Origin of the sequence: Haloferax profundi (assembly GCF_001469865.1) — an archaeon.
Taxonomy (GTDB): domain Archaea; phylum Halobacteriota; class Halobacteria; order Halobacteriales; family Haloferacaceae; genus Haloferax; species Haloferax profundi.
The window spans coordinates 1-444 of sequence record NZ_LOPV01000569.1 but is presented as its reverse complement, the minus strand read 5'-3'; the positions used below and the strand labels follow the sequence as shown (position 1 = coordinate 444).

At 57.9% G+C, this 444-nt stretch carries 1 protein-coding gene; it reads right to left on the bottom strand.

What is annotated here, in order from left to right; genetic code table 11:
• The coding region (locus tag AUR66_RS16980; RefSeq protein WP_157533195.1) for a PAS domain-containing protein at nt 1-444 on the bottom strand (444 nt) is incomplete at both ends.

Genomic DNA, 444 nt, shown 5'->3' with positions numbered 1-444 from the left:
ACGTTCGGGCACACGTAGGTGTACTCTCCTGCCTCATCGGTCATGAGGACGGTGTCTGTCATGTTGTTGAGTGTAACCCTGTGGAGTTCCTCTGACTGTCTGAGGTCACGCTCTAGGTCCACGCGTTCGGTAATGTCCACACCTTCGACGACGACAGAGACGAGTTCGCCACGGTCAGAGAACACAGGTCGTGCAGAGAGTTCGAGCACCTCGACAGCGTTCGTGGGGCTCCGTTCGATGACTGCGTTACCGAACCCACCATCCAGTGCCGTCTGGATAATCTGTCGAATGTCGTCACTCGTCTCGTCTTCGTCTGGCCACCACGGCAAGTCCCAAAATGACCGTCCGACGATGGACTCGGCGTCGAGACCCATCATAGATTGCGCAGTCTGGTTTGCTCGGGTGAGTGCACCCTCGGAACCGAGTATCCACGTTGCGGCCCGG